The organism is Erythrobacter sp. JB1-4 (assembly GCF_057365025.1).
On sequence record NZ_CP200292.1, the window covers coordinates 2438181 to 2458958 of the forward strand.

At 57.0% G+C, this 20778-nt stretch carries 18 protein-coding genes; 14 read left to right on the top strand and 4 right to left on the bottom strand.

All coding sequences use genetic code 11. From position 1 onward, the window contains the following. Positions 1 to 15 precede the first annotated feature (15 nt). The 9 genes from rpsU (at position 16) to AC0V61_RS11325 (ending at position 7788) form a co-directional block, all read left to right on the top strand. Positions 16 to 222 carry a 30S ribosomal protein S21 gene (gene rpsU, locus AC0V61_RS11285; RefSeq protein ID WP_007011585.1) on the top strand — a complete coding sequence of 69 codons (207 nt, stop codon included), beginning with the start codon at positions 16 to 18 and terminating at the stop codon, positions 220 to 222. Positions 223 to 358: 136 nt separating this feature from the next. After that, the gene (locus AC0V61_RS11290) at positions 359 to 988 is read left to right on the top strand and encodes an FKBP-type peptidyl-prolyl cis-trans isomerase (protein WP_486157587.1); all 630 of its coding nucleotides are present in this window, start codon (positions 359 to 361) and stop codon (positions 986 to 988) included. 96 nt (positions 989 to 1084) lie between these two features. Continuing rightward, positions 1085 to 2821 carry a DUF4153 domain-containing protein gene (locus AC0V61_RS11295; protein ID WP_486157589.1) on the top strand — a complete coding sequence of 579 codons (1737 nt, stop codon included), beginning with the start codon at positions 1085 to 1087 and terminating at the stop codon, positions 2819 to 2821. Between the two features lie 59 nt (positions 2822 to 2880). After that, positions 2881 to 3183: an Asp-tRNA(Asn)/Glu-tRNA(Gln) amidotransferase subunit GatC gene (gene gatC / locus AC0V61_RS11300; RefSeq protein ID WP_486157590.1), complete on the top strand. Its 303-nt coding sequence runs from the start codon at positions 2881 to 2883 to the stop codon at positions 3181 to 3183. Positions 3184 to 3263: 80 nt separating this feature from the next. After that, positions 3264 to 4748 (top strand): Asp-tRNA(Asn)/Glu-tRNA(Gln) amidotransferase subunit GatA, encoded by a 1485-nt coding sequence (gatA, locus tag AC0V61_RS11305; RefSeq protein ID WP_486157592.1) that lies wholly within the window; start codon positions 3264 to 3266, stop codon positions 4746 to 4748. Next, on the top strand, positions 4745 to 5119 hold the full coding sequence (locus AC0V61_RS11310; protein WP_486157594.1) for a hypothetical protein: 375 nt from the start codon (positions 4745 to 4747) through the stop codon (positions 5117 to 5119). Before gatA ends, AC0V61_RS11310 begins: the two co-directional genes overlap by 4 nt. After that, positions 5119 to 5289 (top strand): glutamyl-tRNA amidotransferase, encoded by a 171-nt coding sequence (locus AC0V61_RS11315; RefSeq protein ID WP_486157596.1) that lies wholly within the window; start codon positions 5119 to 5121, stop codon positions 5287 to 5289. The genes AC0V61_RS11310 and AC0V61_RS11315 overlap by 1 nt, the downstream gene beginning before the upstream one ends. After that, positions 5282 to 6778, top strand: a complete 1497-nt coding sequence (gatB, locus tag AC0V61_RS11320) for an Asp-tRNA(Asn)/Glu-tRNA(Gln) amidotransferase subunit GatB (protein ID WP_486157598.1) — start codon at positions 5282 to 5284, stop codon at positions 6776 to 6778. Before AC0V61_RS11315 ends, gatB begins: the two co-directional genes overlap by 8 nt. Further along, the gene (locus tag AC0V61_RS11325) at positions 6775 to 7788 is read left to right on the top strand and encodes an esterase-like activity of phytase family protein (protein WP_486157600.1); all 1014 of its coding nucleotides are present in this window, start codon (positions 6775 to 6777) and stop codon (positions 7786 to 7788) included. Before gatB ends, AC0V61_RS11325 begins: the two co-directional genes overlap by 4 nt. Here AC0V61_RS11325 and AC0V61_RS11330 read toward each other — a convergent pair. After that, positions 7785 to 8462 carry a hypothetical protein gene (locus tag AC0V61_RS11330; RefSeq protein WP_486157602.1) on the bottom strand — a complete coding sequence of 226 codons (678 nt, stop codon included), beginning with the start codon at positions 8460 to 8462 and terminating at the stop codon, positions 7785 to 7787. The genes AC0V61_RS11325 and AC0V61_RS11330 overlap by 4 nt on opposite strands. Before the next feature lie 176 nt (positions 8463 to 8638). Here AC0V61_RS11330 and AC0V61_RS11335 point away from each other — a divergent pair, with 176 nt between their 5' ends. From AC0V61_RS11335 to AC0V61_RS11350, 4 genes are all read left to right on the top strand, one after another. After that, positions 8639 to 9250, top strand: a complete 612-nt coding sequence (locus tag AC0V61_RS11335; protein WP_486157604.1) for a hypothetical protein — start codon at positions 8639 to 8641, stop codon at positions 9248 to 9250. Then, the gene (locus tag AC0V61_RS11340; protein ID WP_486157606.1) at positions 9247 to 10461 is read left to right on the top strand and encodes a hypothetical protein; all 1215 of its coding nucleotides are present in this window, start codon (positions 9247 to 9249) and stop codon (positions 10459 to 10461) included. The genes AC0V61_RS11335 and AC0V61_RS11340 overlap by 4 nt, the downstream gene beginning before the upstream one ends. Before the next feature lie 181 nt (positions 10462 to 10642). Then, the gene (locus AC0V61_RS11345) at positions 10643 to 11413 is read left to right on the top strand and encodes an OmpA family protein (RefSeq protein WP_486157608.1); all 771 of its coding nucleotides are present in this window, start codon (positions 10643 to 10645) and stop codon (positions 11411 to 11413) included. Between the two features lie 109 nt (positions 11414 to 11522). Then, positions 11523 to 12182 (top strand): helix-hairpin-helix domain-containing protein, encoded by a 660-nt coding sequence (locus AC0V61_RS11350; RefSeq protein WP_486157610.1) that lies wholly within the window; start codon positions 11523 to 11525, stop codon positions 12180 to 12182. An 84-nt stretch (positions 12183 to 12266) separates the two neighbouring features. On the opposite strand, the gene AC0V61_RS11355 is transcribed toward AC0V61_RS11350, so the two are convergent. The 3 genes from AC0V61_RS11355 to AC0V61_RS11365 form a co-directional block, all read right to left on the bottom strand. Next, a complete protein-coding gene (locus AC0V61_RS11355) occupies positions 12267 to 12566 on the bottom strand; it encodes a hypothetical protein (RefSeq protein WP_486157612.1) in 300 nt (99 codons plus the stop codon). 255 nt (positions 12567 to 12821) lie between these two features. Next, complete coding sequence (locus AC0V61_RS11360; protein ID WP_486157614.1) at positions 12822 to 15683, bottom strand: M16 family metallopeptidase; 2862 nt, start codon at positions 15681 to 15683, stop codon at positions 12822 to 12824. Positions 15684 to 15788: 105 nt separating this feature from the next. Then, positions 15789 to 18002 (bottom strand): acylase, encoded by a 2214-nt coding sequence (locus AC0V61_RS11365; protein WP_486157616.1) that lies wholly within the window; start codon positions 18000 to 18002, stop codon positions 15789 to 15791. A gap of 182 nt (positions 18003 to 18184) precedes the next feature. Between AC0V61_RS11365 and clpB the strand changes: the two genes are divergently transcribed. Further along, the gene (gene clpB, locus AC0V61_RS11370) at positions 18185 to 20764 is read left to right on the top strand and encodes an ATP-dependent chaperone ClpB (RefSeq protein WP_486157618.1); all 2580 of its coding nucleotides are present in this window, start codon (positions 18185 to 18187) and stop codon (positions 20762 to 20764) included. The last annotated feature ends 14 nt before the right edge of the window (positions 20765 to 20778 follow it).

Below are 20778 nucleotides of genomic sequence, written 5' to 3' on the forward strand. Positions count from 1 at the left end.
AGGTAGTTGCCGTTTATGCAAATCATGGTTCGCGATAACAATGTCGATCAGGCCCTTCGAGCTCTCAAGAAAAAGCTTCAGCGTGAAGGTGTTTATCGCGAAATGAAACTGCGCCGGCACTACGAAAAGCCAAGCGAAAAGCGCGCCCGCGAAAAGGCAGCCGCCGTTCGCCGTGCACGCAAGCTTGAGCGTAAGCGCATGGAGCGCGACGGCGTCAAGTAAGTTTTGGCGGGTTTGATCAAGCTGAAACGCTTGAACAACCACGCGCAATAAGCCATCAGGGCGCGGGAATACTCTCGCGCCCTTTTTGCTGCACAACTGCCAGAATGGGCTCGGCATTTAACAATTGGGATCACACATGACCGAAGTCACCCGCGTACCAATCCAGCCCATCGCGAAGGGCTCGCTTACCAAGATATGGCTTGGCGTTATTGTCGCTGTCCTCATTGGTGCAGGTCTTGCCTGGGCAGCGGTTCCCAAAGGCTTTAGTGTGGACACAATTCTCGCAGGCGAGGGACCAACCCCGCAAGATGGCGATATGGTTTTTGTGAAATACAAAGGCTCGCTTGCCTCAAACGGTGAAGTCTTTGACGAATCGCAAGATATCCCGCTCCCGGTTGAGGGGATATTCCCAGAAGGCAGCCCTTTCCCAGTCGAGGAAGGCGCGACAATTCCCGGGTTTTATAAAGGGCTTCAACAGATGCAGAAGGGTGGCAAGTATGAGCTCTTCATCCCTGCTGACATGGCCTATGGCGCGCAGCCGCCCCAAGGCTCGAACATTCCACCAAACTCCGATTTGATGTTCGAAATTGAAGTGGTCGATTTCATGGACCGTGCGACTTTTGATCGCAATCTGGGCATTCTTCAACAAGCCATGCAATCGGGCCTTGGCGCACCGGGTGGCCCAGCCGGTCCCGGCGGCGCACCGGGCGGTCCCGGACCAGGCGCTCCTCAGGGCGCTCCTCAGGGCCCACCTCCCGGCCAATAAGTTCCCGGGCCAATAGGTTCTCCAGCCAATAAACCCACATAGGGTTTCATCAGCAATTCAGCTGGGGTAAGTCACCCCTCCAGCCAGGAGGGATCAATGGCCGAAGCGATAGACGCTGCGAACGAGGGCATAAGTGCCTCAGAATTAAGCGCTGAAACGACCACGAACGAGTGGCGTGAGCGTCCATGGGTGCTCGCTGCGCTGTTGGCTGTGGCGGGCCTTATCGTCCATCTCATCACCGATGCCGGCGGCGAGGACCCCATTGGCGCAGGGCTGCTCGCAGCCGTTGTTTTCGGATCGCTTGCTGCAAGTTTCACCTTGGGCCGCGACGAGTGGCAGCCCTCCTTGATATTCTCAGGGCTGGTCGCGCTCGTCATGGCCGGTATCGCGTGGCGCGCGGCGTCGGCAGGTGACAGATTTGCCGATGAGAGTTTTTGGTTGGCCGCAGGCATTTTAGCGATCACCTTGGCCCTGCCTTTGTATCAAGCAGGCTTTCACAAGCTGCGCTGGCAAACGAGCTATAAAACGGCACACTTTCATGTGTGGACCGATGCAATCACCGGAGCAGGGGCGCTCGCGTTTGTAGGTCTTTCATGGGCTTTGATGTTCATTTTGGCGGAGCTGTTTTCCGCAATTCAGATCGATTTGTTGAAAGACTTGACGCGCGAAGAGTGGTTCGCGCTGATGTTCTCTGGCGCTGCTTTTGGTGCAGCACTTGGGGTTTTGCGCAATCAATTGAAGATCATCGGCACCTTGCAAAATGTAGTGCTGCTGGTGCTTTCCATCCTTGCAGTGCCCTTGGCGATTGCTCTGTCGCTCTTTCTTATCGCGGTGCTGATCTCGGGGCTTGATGTGCTTTGGGAGGCCACCAGAAGCGCGACCCCGTTGTTGCTTGCGATTGCGGTGGGATGTTTTGTGCTCGCCAATGCGGTGGTGCGCGATGATGATGCGGACGCGAGCAATTCGCGCGTGCTTCGTGTGGCAGGTTTTATCTTGGCGCTCGGTATCTTGCCACTCTCACTTATGGCAGCGGTTTCCATGGGCACCCGGATTGCGCAGCATGGGCTAAGCCCCGAGCGGCTCTGGGCCTTAATCGCGATTGCTTTGGCGGTGGCATTCGGGGTTGCGTATTTTGTCTCAGCCATTCGCGGGCGGCGCGAGGGGTGGCGCGGGTTTTTGCGCCAGTCGAACCTGCATCTGGCGGTCATGACAGCTGTAGTCGCTTTGCTCCTTGCCATGCCGATCCTCAACTTCGGATCGATTTCAGTGTCCAACCAATTGGCGCGGCTTCAATCGGGCGAAGTGAGCGCTGAAGACTTCGATTATGCAGCGCTCCGATGGGACTTCGGAGAGGCAGGGCGGGACGCTCTTGAGGAGTTAGCGCAAAGTGGCGATCCCAAGATCGTGGAACTCGCAGTGGCGGTACAGAATGCCCAAAGCGCCTATGATTTTCGCCGCCGCAATGAACCTGGATCCGTCGCGGTCAACAGTGCGCCGATTGAAGTGGAGGACGATGCGGTGCGTTTGGCGGTGAGGACTTTCTTGCAATCGAGCCCATACCGCTGCGCTCAAGGGTGCCGTGTGGTTGAGGTGGGGGTGCTCGATGGTATGCCGCTTATGGCGCTTCTTTCTGCGGGCCGTGATCCGGAGCTGATGGTCTATGATGAGGAGGACGGCAAGGTCTCCATCGCAGGCATTCGCCACGCCAAATTGAGAAACGAAACACCTCAAAAAATCCCTGAATTCAATGAGGATTCGGTGGTGGAACTTCGCCCGTTTGAGGGGCAGCAACTCTATATCGATGGCAAGCCTGCCAGCGGAGCGTTTGAATAGTGGCCGATTAGGCGTAACTCGTGCTTGAAGCGCTCCTTTCTGAGCGCTAAGCGGCAGTCATGTCTGTAGATAAACAAACAGTGGCGAAAATCGCTAGCCTTTCGCGCATCAAAATGGGCGATGAAGAGCTGACCCGCATGGTGCCAGAGCTTAACAACATCCTTGATTGGGTGGAGCAGCTTGGCGAGGTTGATGTGTCGGGCGTGGAGCCAATGACCGCAGTCATTCCCAACACGCTTCGCCTGCGCGAAGATGTGGTCGATGCCGACCCTCTGACGGGCGGTGGTAAGCGCGACGCGGTGATAGCCAATGCGCCGGCGGCAGAGCACGGCTTCTTTGGTGTGCCCAAGGTGATTGAATAGGCGCTGCGGCGCGATCTAACCCTATTTCGCCCAGCGGCTTTTGACACGGCGCGGGCAGGCTCAGGACGAACGGAATTCAAGTGAGCAAAGAACTTACAGATCTTGGTGTAAAAGCAATCCGCGACGGCGTTGCCTCTGGCGATTTCACGGCGCGCGAGGTGGCAGAGCAATTCAATGCGGCAGTGGCTTCCGCTGCTGAACTCAACGCCTTTATCGTGACCACCCCCGAGGCCGCTTTGGAGGCAGCAGACAAGACCGATGCCAAGCGTGCGAGCGGCGAGGACTTGGGCGCAATGGGCGGCGTGCCGATTGGCATGAAGGATCTGTTCGCCAGCCACGGCGTGCAGACAACCGCGGCTTCGAACATCTTGGGCGGGTTTAAACCTGAGTATGAGAGCACCGTTTCGCAGAATCTGTGGAATGCTGGCGCGGGGATGCTGGGTAAACTCAACCTTGACCAATTTGCGATGGGGTCCTCGAACGAAACCAGCGCGTTTGGCAATGTGAACTCGCCTTGGCGCAAAGAAGGCAGCAATGCCGCGATGTCGCCGGGTGGTTCCTCGGGTGGTTCTTCGTCAGCCGTTGCCGCGCGTATCGCGCCAGCCGCGACTGGCACTGACACCGGCGGTTCGATCCGTCAGCCAGCGGCTTTCACCGGCATTTGCGGGATCAAACCTACTTATGGGCGTTGTTCGCGTTGGGGCGTGGTGGCGTTTGCGAGCTCTCTCGATCAAGCAGGCCCGATGGCGCGCTCGGTCGAAGATTGCGCGATTATGCTCGGCGCAATGGCTGGATTTGATCCAAAAGATGCGACCAGTCTCCAGATGGACGTGCCCGATTGGGAAGCGGCCTTGTCTAGCGACCTCACCGGCAAAAAGGTCGGCATCCCAACCGAATACCGCATGGAAGGCACCGACCAAGCGATCCTCGATTCATGGGAGCAAGGCAAAGCGTGGCTTAAAGATGCAGGCGCTGAGATCGTCGATATCTCGCTGCCGCACACCAAATATGCACTTCCCGCCTATTACATCATCGCGCCTGCTGAGGCGTCTTCAAACCTCGCGCGCTATGATGGCGTGCGGTATGGTCTGCGCGATCTGCCTGAGGGTGCTGGCCTGCAAGATATGTATGCCGAAACCCGCGCGGCTGGCTTTGGCGATGAGGTGAAGCGGCGCATTCTGATCGGCACCTATGTGCTTAGCGCAGGCTTCTACGATGCGTATTACACGCAGGCGCAAAAGGTCCGCGCCTTGGTTGCCCGCGATTACGAGAACGCTTGGGGCAAATGCGATATGATCCTCGCGCCCACAACGCCGACGGCATCCTTCCCATTGGGCTCGCTCAATGAAGACCCGCTGACGATGTATTTGAACGATGTGTTCGCCGTTCCCGCCTCGCTTGCTGGCCTGCCTGCGATGAGCGTTCCTGCTGGCCTCAACCCCGATGGCTTGCCGCTGGGTCTGCAACTCGTGGGTAAGCCGTTTGATGAGCAAATGGTCCTGAACGCTGGCCTCGCCATCCAAGAGCGCGCCGGATTTGACCATGCGCCGGAGCGGTGGTGGTGACCCCATTTGAGATCGCCATAATTGCGCTTCTCGCGATTGGGCTTGTGATCCCTGCTTGGGTCCTCGCTTTCGCCTTTCGCGACCGTGCAAAAGCGATGCGCGTGGATGAGCCCAATAAGCGCTATTTTGCATACGCAGCCTTGCTCCAGTCGCTCCACCAACAACTTGATCCCAAGTCGCAGCAGGTGCGCAATGGCCCGCTGTTCGCTGCCACCGTGCGCGAGCTGGCGAATTATCCTGAGTATCGCAGCTTTAGCGTGCTCTTCCTTGAAGAGATCAACATCACCGGCACGCGCAAATTCGACAATGTCGTGCGCGCAGAACTCAAAGCGGTCGAAGCCCAGCTCCTCGACGTCAAGGAGCCTGCTTGATGGGCTTCACCGCGATATTCGTGATGATCTTCCTCATCGCTTTCGCCATCCTTGGCGGGGTGGTGCTGTTCCTTTCCAAGACCATCGACCACGGCGAAGCGCGCTTTGGCCCTGATGGCAAGATGATTTCAGGCAATCAGCCTTCTGATAAAGAGACGAATGATGAGTGATTACCGTATCCAAGGGCAGACAGGCGAATGGGAGGTCGTGATCGGCCTCGAAGTCCACGCGCAGGTGACGTCCAAGTCGAAACTGTTTTCGGGCGCGAATACGGAATTCGGCGCGGAGCCGAACAGCCAAGTGAGCCTCGTCGATGCGGCGATGCCCGGCATGCTCCCTGTGCCCAACCAAGAGTGCATCCGTCAAGCGGTGCGCACAGGGATGGCGATTGAGGCGCAGATCAATGCGTGGAGCCGGTTTGACCGCAAGAACTACTTCTACGCCGATTTGCCCCAAGGCTATCAGATCAGCCAGCTTTACCACCCCATCGTGGGCGAGGGTCAGCTGCTCATCGAAGCCGATGAAAAACACGGCATTCCCGAAGACAAAGTGATCGGGATTGAGCGCATCCACGTCGAGCAGGACGCAGGCAAGCTGATGCACGATCAGCACCCGACGATGTCCTATGTCGATTTGAACCGTTCTGGTGTGGCGCTGATGGAAATCGTTTCCAAGCCCGATATGCAATCGCCTGCTGAGGCGGGCGCTTATGTGCGCAAACTGCGCTCGATCCTGCGTTATGTGGGGTCATGCGATGGCAATATGGAAGAAGGCTCCATGCGCGCTGACGTCAATGTCTCGGTTCGCAAAGCGGGCGAAGAATTGGGCACGCGCACTGAGACAAAGAATGTGAACTCGGTCCGCTTCGTCATGCAAGTGATTGAATATGAGGCAAACCGTCAGGTCGATGTGCTGGAGGCCGGCGGCACGGTTGATCAGGAAACACGCCTGTTCGACGTCGCCACAGGCACCACGCGCACCATGCGTTCGAAAGAAGACGCGCATGATTATCGCTACTTCCCGGACCCCGATCTTCTGCCGGTGGTGCTTGAAGATGACTTCCTTGAAGAATGCCGCGCGAGCCTGCCAGAGCTGCCCGATGCCAAGCGCATTCGCTACGAAACCGAGCTTGGCTTGACGCCTTACAATGCGCGCGAACTCACGCATGAGGTTGAGACCTTTGCGCGCTTTGAAACACTGCTGACCGCTGCATCCACGGCCATCGGCAAGTCCGAGGCCAAAGTCGCAACACAAGTCGCTAACTGGGCGCTTAGCGTGGCTCCCGGCGTGATCAAATCGTTGGGCGATGAGGCCGATGCCTCCCACGCAACCGCCGAACGCCAGGCCGCCATCCTTGCGATGCAGGGCAAGAGCGAAATCAGCGGTTCACAAGCCAAAGAAATCTTCGAGATCGTCCTCAAAACCGGCCGCGAGCCCGATGAAATTGCCGACACCGAAGGCCTCAAACAGGTCTCCGACACCGGCGCGATTGAGGCGGCGATTGATGACATTCTCTCGGGCAACCAAGACAAGGTCGAACAATACAAAGGCGGCAAAGACAAGCTCTTTGGCTTCTTTGTGGGTCAGACCATGAAAGCGATGCAGGGCAAGGCGAACCCGCAGGTGGTGAACCAAATCCTCAAGGATAAGCTCGCTTGAGCAGCCTCATGCGGATCGCACTATGGGGTCCGCTCCTTGTCGCTGCGTCTATGGCGAGCGGCTATGTCTATCTGCACGATCCCTTCGCGCGCGATGGGACCGATCTGACGCAAGTTCCGCTGTCAGAAGAGGACCCTTCGCTCAATCGCGTCGGGGACCTCAAATATCTGGGCGGGCTCGACATCCCTCGCATGGGGCAGAACATTGGCGGTCTGTCCGGCCTTCGCTGGGATGCGCAAAGTGGACGTTTGCTTGCCATCACCGATGACGCGCGCTGGGTTTGGATGACACCGATTGAAACCGGCGGCATTCTGACGGGATTGAGCGAGGTTGAGGTTGGCCTATTGCAAGGCACCGATGGCAAGCCGCTCACTGGAAAGGAGCGCGGGGATGCTGAGAGCCTCACGCGCGATTGGACCATTGGTGGTGATGCCAGTCCCGATGATCCTCGCGAGAGCGATTGGTACGTCGGGTTTGAGCGCGACCACCGCGTCCTTCGCTATTTCCGGCTTGATTATAAACCGCTTCGCAGCGGCCTAGATGTGCCTGAATTGCTCGGTGAAATGGAGCCCAATCAGGGGCTTGAGACGATGGCGGCGAGCGCAAATCTGCAATTGTTTTGTGCAGAGCGTGCAGCCAGCGAGAACAGAGCAAATTGCAAACGTATCACCGCGCAAGGGGTGAGCGATTTTTCCGTGCGCCCACCAGAAACACTGGCAGCGCTTGGGGCTGTGCCAACAGATGCAGACATGACCAGCGATGACACGGCTCTGATCCTGTTCCGCTCATACTCACCCACAGATGGCAACCGCGCAGCGATTGTTGCTTACAGTGGAGAAGGGGAACGGCGGGAACTGGCAACGCTGCAAGCACCGCTAAGCGTCGACAATTTCGAGGGCCTTGCCGTGCGCGAGGAGGGGGATCGCACCTTCCTCTACATCGTTAGCGACGACAATTTCTCAGGCTCGCAAGCCACGTTGCTGATGAAGTTTGAGCTTCTCGCTGACTAATCGGGAACACAAGGCCCCTTGTCAGGCTCCAACTCCGCCACGGTAAAGCTCTGATCACCGTGTATCTGCGCGGTCAGTAGCGGCTTATCCTCGTCATCGGCGAACGCCATGAACAGCTGGTCGCCTTCGATCAGATAGGCGCCAAACATCTCGCTTTTGCGCGTGCTGCTGGTGATGGTGTATTCCTGCCATTGTGTCCGCTTTACGGCTCCATCTTCGAAAAACTGAAAGTGGTTGGTCTCATACCCGCCGCCTGACGCGTAGTAGCCAATGTTCGGGCAGCGCGCATATCCCGCCACCTTGGGACCCACATCATGGCCTGTTAGTTTGCACCCGACACTGGGCGTTTCGAACGCGATGATCAGCGTCTTGTATGCGTATACGGACGGGGCAGTCTCAGCAAAACTGATGGCGGGGAGGGTGAGCGACAGGCTTTGGCCACTGCGTGAATGGGTGCCTGTTATGACCTCATTAGCGCCATCATCCGCACTCGCCTCAGCAACGCCGCCGGGCTTTAAAAACAGAACATAACCGCTGCGATCTTCGTCATAGCAATAGTATCGCGCGGTCGGTTCTGCCGTTGGTGCATTTTGAGCGCTCGCAGGCGTAGCGACGCTTCCCAATGCAAGTGAGATGCTGAACAAAATAAACACACAACGCGAAATGATCTTCATTTGTGATCCCCTATTGCTGTCTTCGATCATAGAGCACTTGGGGTTGTCGCTCAAATTGTGGTGAACCGCTAACACTCGCTTGCAGTAAGTCCATGCTTCGCATAGCAAATACATGCCTTCGGGAGAGGGCTTGTTAGTTCGGGGTAACTCAATAAAAAACGATAGGGGGCTCATTTATGTCTTTGTTTCGTCGCTGCGCTTTGGGTGCGGCAGGTCTTGCTGTGTCGATTTGCGGCGCAGCCAATGCGCAGGCTATTAAGAACGAGCCTGAAGCGCGCGTCTTTACGGCCGAAGAGATTGAAGCTGTAGCTATGCCGGATCTTGAGTTCGAGTTTTCGAGCGTCGATCCCAAGCAGTTTGAAAAGTACTTCTATTACCACCGCGAAGACACCAACTTTGCGGAAGCCTTCGACGACATCACCGAGTGCGATTCCTTGGTGAGCGGCTACAACATCAGATACGGCAATTCTGCCGCGACACAGTCGGCAATTGATAGCGCAATCCTCCAATATGGCGCGGCAGGTGCGATTGGCGGAGCGATTGGCGCTGCGTTGGCTGATGCCATTTTCGGAAGCGCGGAACGCCGTAAGCAAAAACGGATCAACATGCGCAACTGCATGTATTTCAAGGGGTATGACCGCTACGGTCTTGAAAAAGAGCTGTGGCAGGCGTTCCACTTTGAAGAAGGTCTGAGCCGCGAGAACGCCGATAAACGCGAAGCTGCCCTGTTGCAGCAAGCACGCGTCGCCTCTGGTCCCAAACCTACAACACGGGTGCTTGTCCCATGAGCATGATCAAACAATCCATCACGCGCCCCCTTGCTCGTCTGGCAGGTGCTGCGCTTCTTTCATTTGCTGCACTTGGCGTGGCTGCCCCCGCGCATGCTCAGCCTGTCGAACTCAAAAACCTTGAGAAGGGCAAGGAGCAGATTAGCGAGGATCGCGGCTACATCTTTATGCATGCCTTTGCGCGCTTGAATGCTGCTTTTATCAAGACGCCGGATGAGGCGGATATCGCCGAATATGAAGCCGACTGGCGCGAGCAATTGGAAAAAGCGCAGGACAAATATCCGCGTAGGCTCGAGCGCTGGAAAAAGAACAAAGCCGCCGGCCGCAACCCGGGGGAAAAGCCCATTGAGCCCACTGAAGAGAATTTCTCAATTGGTGCGATTGAGCAGCGTCAAATAATCTTTATCGGCCCACAATTTGTCTATGACAAAGGCAAGGATGCCTCTGGCGAGAAATACTTCCAATATCTCCAAGAGGTCGATCCGGGCGAGTACACCTATTACGGGCCGATCTTCTTTGCCGGGAACGGGTATTTCGGTTCATGCTTTTGCATGGGAACGGTGCGTTTCGAGGTAAAGGCTGGCGAAATCACATCGCTTGGCGACTTCGTGGTGTCACCATGGGCGGACAATCGCGCCATGCGTCAAACCACGGCATTCTGGCAGGCCGACGATGAGCGCCAAGCGCGCCCAATCGATTTCAGTGTTCCTGCCAACCTCAATCAGCTTCCGATTGCTGAGGCTGAGTTCCATGCTGCGGGTAAGATCAACAATTTCTTCCGCATAGGTGTGAGCCGCATTGCGCCGATGAAAGGTGTGATCCGCTATGAACGTGACACGGTGATTGACGTGCGCGCTGAGATTGCTGCTGCTGAAAAGGCCAAGGCGATTGCAGGGGCCGAGGCGCGTTTGGCTGAGGCTCAGGCCAAGTTTGACGAGGCAAACGCGGCCGCAAAACTGGCTGAAGCGGCTCTTCTCGAAGCGCAAACGCCAGAAACACAAGCAGCAGCTGAAAGCGCGATTGATGCGGCCAACAAAGCTGAGATCGACGTGATCCGTGCCGAAGAAGAGCTTGGCGAACTGCGGGGCACTGTGCCGCCTGCTGATGCGGATGGAGAAGCGGCCAGTGATGGGGATGTGACCGCTGAGGCGGCTGCTGAAACACTCGAAGAGGGTGAGGAAACCGAAGACGCTGTCGCCGACGCGCCTTAACCCCTCATCCAAATGTCACAAAGGCCGGCGAAGCAATAAAGTTGCGCCGGCCTTTTTACTGTCTAACATTGATAAGCCTATCGGGCCCCAAGGGCGGGGAATGTTACAAGTTTTGCGTTTACTCGGGGCGTTTGTGCGTTACTCTCCTCACCGGGTGTAATGCAAAAACAAGGGATCGACCATGAGGGGACTAACCAAAGCGCTGATTGGCGCTGGGGCCGCTTCGCTGCTTGCCATTGGCACGCACTACGCGAGCGGCGATCAAACTATCGACACAATAGAGGCTGACGCGAGCGCGGCTCTGACTGACGCAGGCGTACGCGGTGTAACGCTGTCCATGGCGCGCGATCCGTTGGGACGCGGCGTCACCCTGTCGGGGATTAGCGATCCCGAAGAGCGAGCCAGAATTGAGGGCATTTTGCGCGACGGTGCGAATGTGGGCGCTATCACCTGGGAAGGTGAGCTTGATATCTTTGATGAGGCGGCTCTTGCCACAGGCATTGAGGACCCCGCGGCTGTGACCGGTGCAAGCGCCGAGCAGATTGCTGCGTGTCAGGAGGCGCTTGATAGCTTCAAAGAGGGCAAGACCATTCAGTTTGAAACCGGTTCTGCCGATTTGTCGGAAACCTCGCTCGATATGATCAACTCGCTCGCGCGCCGCATGAATGTGTGCACGGGCATGCGCATCAATGTAGGCGGTCACACCGATGCAACCGGCACTGATGAAGTCAACATGTCGATCAGCCAAGCGCGCGCCGATGCTGTGGCAGCGGAACTGACCAACCGCAGCGTTGTCGATGTTCGCATCGTGCCAACCGGTTATGGATCAAGCCAGCCACTGGTCGAAGATGCGGGTGAAAACGCAGCAAACCGCCGGATCGAATTTACGCTTGATGATGCGGCAGCAGAAGCTGGTGAAGCTTCCGAAGGATCAGAAGAGGGAGCAGCATAACATGCCACTTTTGTTAGAAAGCTGGATCGGTTTGATGATCCTTTTCGCCATTGGTCTTGGGATTGGTTGGCTCATTTGGGGCCGCAGTTAAGCGCTTGGGAGAGAAGATATGATTGATTTGTTGATCGCACATCCGATCCGCGCGCTTTTGGCCGTCGCGATTGGTTTGGCCACCGCTTGGTGGATTTGGGGCCGTTTGGGCGAAGTTGTGGCGGATACTGCTGGCAAGGCTGGAAATGCTGCCAAAGGCGCTGCGGATGCCGCTGGTAATGCTGCTAAAAATGCTGCCGATACGGCGGGCGACGTGGCGTCGGGCGCTGTCGATATGGCCAAGGATGCTGGCAGCGCTGCGGCTGGTGCGGCTTCTGACGCTGTGGACGTGGCTAAAGATGCAGGCGCGGCGGTTGCTGATGGTGCTGTTGTTGCCGGAGCGGGAGCTGTCGCGGCGGCTTCTGGCGCTGCTGATAAGGCCAAGGAAACGGTTCAAGACGTTGTTCAGACTGGTGCCAACATGCCCAAGATTGCGCTTGCAGTAGGTGATCCTGACGATCTCACCAAGATCAAGGGCGTTGGACCAAAGCTTGCCGAGACCTGCCAATCGCTTGGCGTCTCGCGCTTTGATCAGATTTCGAAGTGGACTGACGCGGATATCGCTGAGGTGGATCAGTATCTCAAATTCAAGGGCCGCATCACCCGCGACAATTGGGTTGAGCAGGCGAAGTATCTCGCGGCTGGCGATACTAAGGGACACAAGGCCAAGTTTGGCTAAAGCCTCTTCGCATCAAATAGAAAGGGCCGCCCCAGCGCACATGCCGGGGCGGCCCTTTTCTTTTGCCTTGAAAGGCAGTGCCTCTTAAGCGCGAACGCCCGAAAGCGGCATTGCGCCGAACGCGCCAGCGTTGACGTTGCCGGTGATGGCATCGCCATCGATGGTTGCTTCGCAATCAAGCGTCATTGGCATTGGAACGGTCATGTTCATCGACCATTTGATCGTGTTGCCTTCAACAGTGCCTTCCTCGATGTCCATCGAGCCCATGCCGCCGGACATGTTGCCCTTGAACGTGCCATCGCCATTGTCTTCAATGGTGAGCTTACCGGATTGGTCGCCCATTGGGCTTTTTACGGTGGTGTCGAATGATCCTGATACAGACATTTATCGTCTCCTTGGACAGCGCGCCCACAAGGTTGGACGCTTGTTGTTCTATTAAGAGCCAAAATCCCGTCTCGGCCCTTGGCTTGGGTGCAAGTTGTACACGTCAGAGGCGCGCTTTCAATACCTAACGCAGCGTCAAGTGAGGCGAAAAATGGGGCCAAAAAGAAGCGGGCGAGACCGTGATGATCCCGCCCGCTTTTCTTGGTGCCAATACCCATCACGATGCCGTAACGTCGCGAGGGTAATCGTGGTGGATTAGCCGCCCGCTTGCGCGCCTTCCATTTCGCGCACTTCAACCGGCAGTCCAAGCTGTTCAAGCTGCGGTGCTACTTTTTCTGCATCGCCAACGACCACCCAAAGGAAGTCATCTACGTTGAGAGCAGTGCGAGCAGCGGCATCGAGGCTGTCGGTGGTTTGCGCTTCATACTTGCCCACGAGCTCTTCGTAGTAATTGTCCGGGCGACCATAGAGCGCAAGGCTTTGCATCGCACCGAGCACTGCGCGTGACGTTTCAAATCGGCCTGGCAGAAGGCCAACCGAGTTTGCAACGTTGCGGGTGAGCTCTTCCTCGGTCACGCCATTGCTGGTGAGGAATTCGCTGGTCTCACGGATCATCTCGGCGATGGAATCGCCGGTACGGTCCGCCTGAACGCCGCCACCGATGGCATAAACAACGGTGTTTTCACGCGCCTGCGGTCCGCCGCGCACACCATAGCTCCAACCTTTGGTCTCACGCAGGTTCATGTTGAGACGCGCGAGGAAGTTGCCGCCAAGCGAGTTGTTGGCGTTTTCAAAGTCCACATAGGCCGGATCGCTTGCATCAAGCGGGGTGATTTGCCCGCCATAGATGAAGCTCTGCGGCGAATTCGGACGGTTGATGAGAACTATACGTCCACCGTTCGCTGCCGTTGGCATGGTGGAGAAGTCTTTCTCACCCTTCGGTGCAGCCGGAGCTTCCCAATCGCCAAATGCTTCGTTCAATTGAGCAACAATGGTGTCGAGAGGCAGGCTTGAGATCACGAAGACTTCGCCATTGTCAGGACGGATCCAAGTGTCTTTGAACGCCACCAGATCATCGCGGGTGATGCTCTCGACGCTTTCAAGGGTCTCAACACCGCCGTAAGGGCTGTCAGCGCCGAACAGCTCCACGCCAATCGCGCGGCGCGCAATGCCTTGTGGTGAGCGCATTTGCTGACGAATGCCGGTGATGGTTTGCGCTTTTACGCGGGCCAAGTCGCTTTCGTTAAACGCAGGATTGCGCACGATGTCACCAAAGAGAGTGAGCGATTCTGACAGGTTCGATGACAGTGCGGAAAGCGTGAAGCTTGACCGGTCATCGCCGCCGCCTGTGCCGATGGTGACGCCCAGCTTCTCGCGCTCTTCAGCGATTTGCTGGCTGCTGAGGGTGGCGGTGCCTTCGTCGAAGAGACCCAAAGCGAGGTTTTCGACGCCGCGCTTGTCTGCGCTGTCAGACGCGGTGCCAGCGTTGAACGACATCGTCACATAGGTCGCAGGAACCGCATCACGCTTAGCGTAAGTGACCTGCATACCATTTGCGAGCGTCGCACGCTCAAAGTCAGGGAAGTCGAGCGATGGCACAGAGGCAATCTCTGGTGCTGGACGCTCGAGCGATACTGAAATGGTATCAAGATCGCCTTCGCGGTCACGCTCGGCCGCTGCACCGCCCGCGGTGACGCTCGATGCTTCCTGATAGGTCGCATCGCGCTCACCCGGCTCAAGGACCAGAGTAAATGCTGGCTTGGTCATCCATTTCTGCATGGCCGCCTTGATCGTCTCAGGCGTGATTGAGGCGAGCACTTCCAACTGCTGCTTGGCAAAGCCGGGATCGCCCGCAAGCACTTCGCCGCGCGCAAGAGCCACAGCCTTGCCGCCAAAGCCGCCGACCTGTTCAAGCCCGCGAATAGTGCCAGCCAAATTGCTGGTCGCTGCACGGTCGACTTCTGCCTGGGTCGGGCCGGTTTCTACATACCAATCGACAAGCTGCTTCAAACGCGCTTCGAGTTGGCGTGCATCCACACCGTCTTTAAGAGTGGCACTGACATTGATGATCCCAACGCGTTGGAAATCAAAGTTGCCAGCAGACACGCTAACCGCAAGCTGTTCATCACGAACAAGGATTTGGTCGAGACGGCTGGACAGCAGACCGCCCAGAATTTGGGTGCCCATGTTGAGTGCAGCCAAATCTTCCGATGCGATGCCGGGCGCTGGCCAGTACAGGCTGATATTGGTTGCAGCGACCTGATCGCGCATGACCTTGCGAACGGGTTCTGCAAGCGTTGGGATCTCCGCAGCCGCTGGCGTGTTTACAGCGCCGCGTGGGATAGGACCAAACCACTTTTCAACCAGAGGACGCGCCTCTTCAGCGGAGATATCGCCGGCAAGCACGATGGTTGCATTGTTCGGGCCGTATTTGTCGCGGAACCAGTCTTTCACATCGTCAAGCGTTGCCGCCTCAATGTCAGCCATCGAGCCGATGACGGAGTGCTGGTAAGGGTGGCCATCAGGGAAGATGGTCTCAAGAATTTCGTAGAATACAAGGCCGCCGGGACGGTTATCGCCCTGACGCTTTTCGTTTTGGACAACGCCGATCTGGTTGTCGAGCTTGCCCTGTGTGACCGCGCCAAGGAGGTAGCCCATGCGGTCGCTTTCAAGCCACAATGCGCGCTCAAGCGCCGGGCGAGGGACAGTTTGGAAGTAGTTGGTGCGGTCGAAATTGGTCGTGCCGTTGTAATCGGTCGCGCCCATTTCCTGAAGGTATTGGAAATAGTCGTTTGGCGCGTTTTCCGAGCCGTTGAACATCAAGTGCTCAAACAGGTGAGCAAAGCCGGTGAGGCCCTTTGGCTCATCTTTGGAGCCGACATTGTACCAAACGGCAACGCCAACGATTGGCGCTTTGCGGTCCTCGTGAACAACGACGGTGAGGCCGTTTTCAAGCTCAAATTTCTCAAACGGGACCTGAACCTGTGCAACCAGCTCTTGGAGGTCGTTTTTGGGTTCAGCAGCGCTCGCGTGATCATCGGCCAGAGCCGGGGTCATTGGGGTTGCAATTGCAACACTTAGCGCAGCGAGGCTCGCTGCGGCGTGACGGAGTTTCATGGTTTCAGTCCCTTCATGTTCTCAATGCCTATGAGCTTTTCTAGCGATAGCATATCGGGGGAGCCGCCTGAACTAAGGCAAGTAGAACCGGCGCGAGGCCGGTGATTACTTTGCATTAGTGACTACCTTCGTGCTTTGCGCATTGGCTCGTACGTCTTCCTCAAAGAAGTGTACAGGCTTCAATTTGTGATCGACGTATAGCTGCATCTGATCGGTGAAATGCTTGGAATTTGGGCGAGTTGTTGCCGCTCCAAAGGGTTGGATAGAGCGTGACGTCACGCGCCCCCCATCAGCGGGCCATTCAACCCATTGTATAAAGCTATCCCCATGCACCAGGCTAAGCCGCCCATCATCGTCCACGCGCCATATGGTGGAGGCGCGCAAAGTGTCTGAACCACCATCAAGGGGCAGGTCCACACCGCCCTGGCGAAGCCGTAAAAGCTCGCTCATCGGCGGGTCTAACCGCCCGAAATGTGTGTTCAGGTGGTCAACCGCCTTTTGCAGATGTTCGGTCACATCGGGCACGGGCGTGTTGTTGTATTCTGCCCCCATGTAAGAGAGGATCATGAGAAGAGCGAGGCTGTCACCAGCGCCCTTATTGTCGGCAGTGAAATCCCATTCAAGCAGCAGGCGCCGGGCTTTCGCCAATTCTCCGTTCGCCTCCATCCCCTCAAGCGCGTTATAAAGCGTGTCGACATAATCGCGCCGCTCATACGCGGTGTCATATTTGATCCGCTCCAGCGCCGCACGGTCAAGGACATCGGCCTCGCTCATGAGCTTGTAGGCACGGTAGGAACGGTTGGTCTGCTTGCGTTCAATGCCCAGCACGGGTGAGAAATCATCCGGCGACAGGTCGCTTCCTTCGCCAGCGGCGGTGTAGGGTTCATTGTTCGAATTATAGAGCCAGCCTGACGCGGGGTTGATGAGCTTGGGGATGCGGTCATATTCGACGCTACCCTCCCAAATCAGGTCTGAGCGCGAGCCATCGAGAACACCGCGCCAGTTTGCCTCCACATCCTCGGGCCGGTTGGGGATTGCCGCGTTGTAGACATAGGCGATGTTTCCCTCGCGGTCGGCATAGATGAAGTTGGTCGAAGGGATTGCCATGCGCGCAATTTGCGCCTGCCATTCCTCGAAAGTGCTGCTCTTGTTGAGACGGTAATAGGCGTCCAATTGCTCCGCCTTTTCCATCCCCCCATAGCGGATAGCAAAGACGCCATCGTCATTCTTGATAACCGGACCGTGATGCTGGCTGCGATGGATTGTACGGGTGATTGGAAGCGTGATCGGTCCCATTTTAACGTGCAGTGTGACTTCCCTCTCTTCAAGAGCGTGCCACTTGCCATCAAGCCGGTAGCTATCACCCGTCTCATTCATCTCAAGCTTGTAGACATCGGTCATATCCGGACGATTGACCGTGTTGGTCCAGCCAAGGTTTTCATTGTGCCCGAGGAAGGGGAAGGGGGAACCGGGGAAATTGGCTCCTGTAAAATGCCAGCCTTCGCCCGATTGCACACCCAGCTCATACCAAGCGACCCCGCCGCGAAGGGGCTGGTGCGAATTGGAGATCAGCGTTGTCGGCCCGCCTGATTTTTCCGGGCGAACCGCCCAGGCGTTAGAGCCCAGATGGTCTGCATGTTGGCCTGTGGGCAGGACAAGGTTGGGGTGGTCTTTTGAGCCAGCTAAATCTTCGCGCAATTGCTCATATGGGGAATTGGAGCGGGGGAACCCGGGAATATCGGGACCGAATTCTTTGCGAAGGGGATCGCCTGCCACCAGCGGACCGATGACATTGCCAAGGCCGTAAAAAAACGGCTGGCGCAGCACAAAGCCTGCCGCAACATCCTCACCGTTCACGGGGAAAAGATTGCCAAGCTTCACCTCATCCGCATTCTCCTGAGCATACTGATTAAGGCCCGCTGCATAGCCTTCAAGAAGAGCGCGAGTGTCTGGGGGAAGCTTGGGATATTCGCGCGCTGCGGTCTCGCGTGCACCGATCAGGTGGTAGACATAATCGACCTGTGCGCCCTCTTGCCCAGCAATTGCGCCATAGCGGCCCTTTGACATGGCAACCACGTCTTGGAGGGTGAAGAAATCATCTTCTGCATGCGCAATCGCGACCCCATACGCAACGTCAGCATCGGTTTCGCCATAGATCATCGGCACCCCATATTCGCTGCGCACGATCTCGGCTGAATACTCACGGTATTCAGGCGTCTCGCTTTGGCGCGCGACGAACGGTTCCCACGAGGCAAGCACCACAAAGGTGATTAGCAAAAGAGCGACCACACCCAAGGCGCCGCGCTTGATCCATTTCATGAAGTTTACTTTCCCTCTTCTCTCACGCTCTCTTCTCTTGGGCGCGGACAATTGCTGGGAGTTTACATTTGGTCAAGCACAGGTGTTGGCCCAAGCGTAAAAACGGGGACTTGCAAAGATTGGAACAGTAACCCACCTACTCATGTAACACACCTGTGAGAACATCACTTTAGGGATCTGAAATGAACCTCGAAAAATTCACCGACCGCGCAAAGGGCTTTCTGCAAAGCGCTCAAACGGTCGCCATTCGTATGAACCACCAGCGGATCACACCGCTGCATCTGTTGAAGGCGCTTCTCGAAGATGAGGAGGGTATGGCAGCGGGCCTTATTCAGCGTGCAGGCGGGGATGCAAAGCAAGCGGTAAGCGCGGTTGATATTGCCTTGTCCAAAATCCCAATGGTGACGGGGTCCGGTGCCCAATCGACGCCGGGTATGGATAACGACCTTGTGCGCGTTCTGGACGCGTCAGAAGGGCTCGCGGACAAAGCAGGCGATAGCTTTGTGACCGTGGAGCGTATGCTAACCGCACTCGCCGCGCAGCCTGATTCAACAGCCAAGGCGATGAAGGCGGCCGGTGTCACGGCACAGGGGCTGAACACCGCAATTGAAGACCTTCGCGGCGGGAAGAAAGCAGACAGCGCGAACGCCGAAAGCACATATGACGCGATGGAGAAGTTTGCCCGCGACCTCACCAAGGCCGCGCGCGACGGCAAGCTAGACCCGGTCATCGGCCGCGATGAGGAAATCCGCCGCACGATCCAGATCCTCGCGCGCCGGACCAAGAACAACCCCGCGATTATCGGTGAACCGGGCACGGGTAAGACCGCGATTGCCGAAGGCCTCGCGCTGCGCATTGCCAATGGCGATGTGCCCGATAGCCTCAAGGGCCGCACGCTGATGAGCCTTGATATGGGCGCGCTGATTGCGGGTGCAAAATATCGCGGTGAGTTTGAAGAGCGTTTAAAGTCGATCCTCGATGAAGTGCGCCATGCCGATGGCAACATCATCCTGTTCATCGATGAGATGCACACGTTGATTGGGGCAGGGGCTTCGGAAGGCTCAATGGATGCCTCGAACTTGCTCAAGCCTGCTCTGTCGCGCGGTGAGTTGCACTGTATTGGTGCCACCACGCTCGATGAGTATCAGAAATACGTCGAGAAAGACCCTGCGCTCCAACGCCGGTTCCAACCAGTCTATATCGCAGAACCCACGGTGGAAGACACCGTGTCGATCCTGCGCGGGATCAAAGACAAATATGAGCTCCACCACGGCGTGCGCATCACCGATGGTGCCATTGTCGCCTCGGCTAAGCTTTCGGACCGTTACATCCAGAACCGCTTCCTGCCCGACAAGGCCATCGACCTTATGGATGAGGCCGCATCGCGTATCCGGATGGAGGTTGAGTCCAAGCCTGAAGAGATTGAGACCCTCGACAGGCGAATTATTCAACTCAAGATCGAAGAGAGCGCGCTTGCCAAAGAGGATGATAATGCCTCCAAGGAGCGGCTTGAGAACCTGCTCAAAGAGCTGGCTGAGTTGGAGCAGGAGTCTTCAGAACTCACCACCCGCTGGCAGAACGAGCGCGATAAGATTGAGGCAGAAGGCCGGGTGAAAGAGGAATTGGACACGGCGCGCCTTGAGCTAGAACAGGCCGAGCGTTCGGGTGATCTCGCCAAGGCGGGTGAGCTTTCCTACGGGACCATTCCCGCGCTCGAAAAGCAGCTTGCCGAAGCCGGGGACCTCACCGAAAACGCGCTTCTTCGCGAAGAAGTGACGGAAGAGGATATCGCATCGATCGTCAGCCGCTGGACCGGTATTCCCATCGACAAGATGATGGAAGGCGAACGCGAGAAGCTCCTCGAAATGGAGAGCATCCTTGGCAAGCGTGTGATCGGGCAGGTGCCCGCCATCGAAGCGGTTTCCAAAGCTGTTCGCCGTGCCCGCGCTGGCTTGCAGGACCCAGGACGGCCGCTGGGCTCGTTCCTGTTCTTGGGGCCAACCGGTGTCGGTAAAACCGAGCTGACCAAGGCGCTGGCAGAGTTCCTGTTCGATGATGATCAGGCGCTGGTCCGCATCGATATGTCAGAATTTATGGAGAAGCACTCGGTCGCTCGCCTGATCGGCGCGCCTCCGGGATATGTTGGCTATGACGAAGGAGGCGTGCTCACCGAAGCGGTGCGGCGCAGGCCCTATCAGGTCGTGCTCTTCGACGAGGTCGAGAAGGCGCACACCGATGTGTTCAACGTGCTGCTGCAAGTGCTCGATGATGGACACCTCACCGATGGGCAGGGCCGCAAGGTCGATTTCTCGAATACGCTCATTATCCTCACCTCAAACCTTGGCTCGCAGCATCTTGCGAACCTGCCCGATGACGGCAAAGTCGCTGATGTTGAGGAGAAGGTAATGGATGTTGTGCGCGGACACTTCCGCCCGGAATTCATCAACCGCTTGGACGAGATCATCCTCTTCCACCGCCTCGCGATGGAGCACATGGCACCAATCGTAGAGATCCAGGTGCGCCGAGTGCAAAAGCTGCTGGATGATCGCAAGATTACATTGGACCTCACCGATGCCGCGCTCAGGTGGCTTGGCCGTGTGGGGTATGACCCTGTGTATGGCGCAAGGCCTCTGAAACGTGCGGTGCAGAAGTATCTGCAAGACCCGCTGGCTGAAATGCTGATCGAGGGCAAAGTTTCAGATGGCGCGACGCTAAAGGTTGATGAAGGAGATGGTGAGCTTCAGATGGAAGTTGTCACTTAGCTACGCGACCATTC

What these genes read in the sequence shown, in the direction of transcription:
- rpsU (WP_007011585.1), top strand. Translation starts at nt 16, where the DNA reads ATGCAAATCATGGTTCGCGATAACAATGTCGATCAGGCCCTTCGAGCT.
- AC0V61_RS11290 (WP_486157587.1), top strand. Translation starts at nt 359, where the DNA reads ATGACCGAAGTCACCCGCGTACCAATCCAGCCCATCGCGAAGGGCTCG.
- AC0V61_RS11295 (WP_486157589.1), top strand. Translation starts at nt 1,085, where the DNA reads ATGGCCGAAGCGATAGACGCTGCGAACGAGGGCATAAGTGCCTCAGAA.
- gatC (WP_486157590.1), top strand. Translation starts at nt 2,881, where the DNA reads ATGTCTGTAGATAAACAAACAGTGGCGAAAATCGCTAGCCTTTCGCGC.
- AC0V61_RS11315 (WP_486157596.1), top strand. Translation starts at nt 5,119, where the DNA reads ATGGGCTTCACCGCGATATTCGTGATGATCTTCCTCATCGCTTTCGCC.
- gatB (WP_486157598.1), top strand. Translation starts at nt 5,282, where the DNA reads ATGAGTGATTACCGTATCCAAGGGCAGACAGGCGAATGGGAGGTCGTG.
- AC0V61_RS11330 (WP_486157602.1), bottom strand. Translation starts at nt 8,462, where the DNA reads ATGAAGATCATTTCGCGTTGTGTGTTTATTTTGTTCAGCATCTCACTT.
- AC0V61_RS11335 (WP_486157604.1), top strand. Translation starts at nt 8,639, where the DNA reads ATGTCTTTGTTTCGTCGCTGCGCTTTGGGTGCGGCAGGTCTTGCTGTG.
- AC0V61_RS11340 (WP_486157606.1), top strand. Translation starts at nt 9,247, where the DNA reads ATGAGCATGATCAAACAATCCATCACGCGCCCCCTTGCTCGTCTGGCA.
- AC0V61_RS11345 (WP_486157608.1), top strand. Translation starts at nt 10,643, where the DNA reads ATGAGGGGACTAACCAAAGCGCTGATTGGCGCTGGGGCCGCTTCGCTG.
- AC0V61_RS11350 (WP_486157610.1), top strand. Translation starts at nt 11,523, where the DNA reads ATGATTGATTTGTTGATCGCACATCCGATCCGCGCGCTTTTGGCCGTC.
- AC0V61_RS11355 (WP_486157612.1), bottom strand. Translation starts at nt 12,566, where the DNA reads ATGTCTGTATCAGGATCATTCGACACCACCGTAAAAAGCCCAATGGGC.
- AC0V61_RS11360 (WP_486157614.1), bottom strand. Translation starts at nt 15,683, where the DNA reads ATGAAACTCCGTCACGCCGCAGCGAGCCTCGCTGCGCTAAGTGTTGCA.
- AC0V61_RS11365 (WP_486157616.1), bottom strand. Translation starts at nt 18,002, where the DNA reads ATGAAATGGATCAAGCGCGGCGCCTTGGGTGTGGTCGCTCTTTTGCTA.
- clpB (WP_486157618.1), top strand. Translation starts at nt 18,185, where the DNA reads ATGAACCTCGAAAAATTCACCGACCGCGCAAAGGGCTTTCTGCAAAGC.